At 68.3% G+C, this 1,721-nt stretch carries 2 protein-coding genes; one reads left to right on the forward strand and one right to left on the reverse strand.

Annotated features, from left to right (window positions below):
• Positions 1-64 precede the first annotated feature (64 nt).
• On the reverse strand, positions 65-1,276 hold the full coding sequence (locus tag RMO85_RS04570; protein WP_310526753.1) for an acetyl-CoA C-acetyltransferase: 1,212 nt from the start codon (positions 1,274-1,276) through the stop codon (positions 65-67).
• Positions 1,277-1,457: 181 nt separating this feature from the next.
• On the opposite strand from RMO85_RS04570, the gene RMO85_RS04575 reads away from it, so the two are divergent.
• Positions 1,458-1,721, forward strand: a 264-nt coding sequence (locus RMO85_RS04575) for a helix-turn-helix domain-containing protein (protein ID WP_310526754.1), incomplete at its 3' end; no start/stop codon positions are given.

The raw sequence follows: 1,721 nt of genomic DNA on the forward strand, positions 1-1,721 counted from the left end.
GCGGACGGCGGTCTGCTGATCGGTGCTGGTGGTGGTGGTGGTGTCAGTCATGTGGGAGTCCTTCTCAGACGAGTTCGACGATGGTCGCGATGCCCATGCCGCCACCGACGCAGAGCGTGGCGAGGCCGCGCTTCTGGTCGCGGCGAGCGAGCTCGTCGACGAGCGTGCCGAGGATGATCGCGCCGGTCGCACCGAGCGGGTGGCCCATGGCGATGGCGCCACCGTTGACGTTGGTGATGTCGTCGGTGATGCCCATGTCGCGCATGAACCGCATCGCGACAGCGGCGAAGGCCTCATTGATCTCGAACAGGTCGATGTCGGCGACGGACAGGCCGGCCTTGGCGAGCGCCTTGCGGGCGGCCGGAGCCGGGCCGGTCAGCATGATCGTCGGGTCGGCGCCGCTGACGGCGGTGGCGATGATCCGGGCGCGCGGGGTCAGGCCGAGGTCGATGCCGACCTGCTCGCTGCCGATCACCATGATCGCGGCGCCGTCCACGATGCCCGAGCTGTTGCCGGCGTGGTGGACGTGGTTGATCTGCTCGATCCAGTGGTACTTCTCCAGCGCCACGTCGTCGAAGCCGGCGTCCTTGCCCATCTGCGCGAATGACGGACGCAGACCCGCCAGGCCCTCGACGCTGGTGTCGGGGCGGATCGTCTCGTCGTGCTCGAGCACGGTGATGCCGTTGAGGTCCTTGACCGGGATGACGGCGTCGGCGTAGTAGCCGTTGGCCCAGGCCTTGGCGGCGCGGTGGTGCGACTGCGCGGCATAGGTGTCGACGTCCTCGCGGTTCCAGCCCTCGATGGTGGCGATCAGGTCGGCGCCGATGCCCTGCGGCACGAAGCCGGTCGCGAGCGCGGTCGCCGGGTCCATCGCCCACGCCCCGCCGTCGCTGCCCATGGCCACGCGGCTCATCGACTCGACACCGCCGGCAAGGATCAGGTCCTCGAAGCCGCCGCGTACACGGCTGGCGGCCTGGTTCACGGCCTCCAGTCCGGAGGCGCAGAAGCGGTTGAGCTGCACGCCGGCGACCGTGTCGGGGTAGCCCGCCTTCAGTGCCGCGGTCTTGGCGATGTCGCCGCCCTGGTCGCCCACGGGGGTCACGACACCGAGGACGACGTCGTCGATCCGGTGCGGGTCCAGGCCCGGGTTGCGCGTCTTGACCTCGTCGAGGAGACCCACCACCAGATCGACGGGCTTGACCTCGTGCAGGGAGCCAGTGGCCTTGCCCCTGCCGCGGGGGGTATGGATGTGGTCATAGATGAATGCTTCTGCCATACCTCGATTGTGACACCATTACTGTCACCATGGTCAAGGTGTGGCCCGGGTCACGCGAGGTCGAGTGAGTTTCCCCGGATATCCGGGGAAACTCCCGCTTGACCCCCGTTGCTTTGGTGGCAAAGCGTGAAGTTCCCCGGATATCCGGGGAACCTGAGTGTCCGAGATGAGGCAGGCAGGCATGGAGACCGCAGACGAGCAGCCCGTGTTGCTCACGCTCGACGAGCTCACCGAGCGGGTGGGTATGAGCGTGCGCAACATCCGCTTCTACACCTCCAAGCACCTTGTCCCGCCGCCGCTGCGTCGGGGCCGCTCGGGCTACTACTCCGCCGACCACGTCGCGCGCCTCGAGCTCGTACGCGAGCTGCAGGCCCACGGCTTCACGCTGTCCGCGATCAAGGGGTACGTCGACCGGATCCCCGACGACGCCACGCCCTCCGACGTC

The organism is Nocardioides sp. (assembly GCF_031422975.1).
Taxonomy (GTDB): Bacteria; Actinomycetota; Actinomycetes; order Propionibacteriales; family Nocardioidaceae; genus Nocardioides.